The 841-nt window shown below is 64.7% G+C and carries 1 protein-coding gene; it reads left to right on the forward strand.

Translation table 11 applies throughout. The annotated features are described in order from the left end of the window. Positions 1-258 precede the first annotated feature (258 nt). Complete coding sequence (locus L810_RS42440) at positions 259-831, forward strand: TetR/AcrR family transcriptional regulator (RefSeq protein WP_021164256.1); 573 nt, start codon at positions 259-261, stop codon at positions 829-831. Positions 832-841 lie beyond the last annotated feature (10 nt).

The raw sequence follows: 841 nt of genomic DNA on the forward strand, positions 1-841 counted from the left end.
GCGCAGACGACGCAGATCCCGATCGCCGCGACAGCCGGGTGGATATGGCTCACATGCTCGACGCATGTTTGTCTCCGCTTCCTGACGCACGGCACCCGACCCAAGCGGCCATCCCCGATCACATGAAGCCATAGCGCTTCGACGCAGCGGAACACGTCACCCCAATGACGCATAGGCAGAACTGGCACGCCCGGGAAATTGACAACCCCGCCAAACCTAATACAATTAGCCGCTTGACTAACTTAAATAGCATCTATCATGGCACGCGCCGGCATCACCCTGGACAAACTCGTCGAAGCCGGCGCACAGCTCGCCGATGAGACCGGCTTCGAGCACCTGACCGGCGCAGCGCTCGCGCGTCACTTCGACGTCAAGCTCGCCAGCCTGTACTCCCATGTCCCGAGTTTCGACGATCTCAAGAGCCGGATCGCACTCTTCGCGCTGCGGGAACTCGCCGATCGCGCAACCGAAGCACTGGCCGGCCGTACCGCCAAGGACGCGCTGACAGCGCTCGCCAACGTCTATCGCGACTACGCGCGCGAGCACCCCGGCCGTTTTGCAGCCGCGCGCCACCCGCTGAGCGTCGAGCGCGCCACTGAAAGCGCCGGCGGCCGGCTCGTGAGGATGACCTCGGCCGTGCTGCGCAGCTACGACATGCCGGAAGCCGAGCAGCCGCATGCGATCCGCCTGCTCGGCGGCTTTTTCATGGGCTACGTCACACTCGAAAGCGCCGGCGGGTTCTCGCACAGTGCACCGGCTTCCGACGCGTCGTGGTTGCGCAGTCTCGATGCGCTGGACGTGATGCTGCGTCACTGGCCTTGCGCCGCATGACTCGCCCAAC

This window comes from Burkholderia sp. AU4i, from assembly GCF_000466765.1.
In the GTDB taxonomy this organism is placed as follows: domain Bacteria; phylum Pseudomonadota; class Gammaproteobacteria; order Burkholderiales; family Burkholderiaceae; genus Burkholderia; species Burkholderia cepacia.

Excerpts from the sequence above, each read along its gene's own strand:
- L810_RS42440 (WP_021164256.1), top strand. The coding sequence starts at position 259 with ATGGCACGCGCCGGCATCACCCTGGACAAACTCGTCGAAGCCGGCGCA.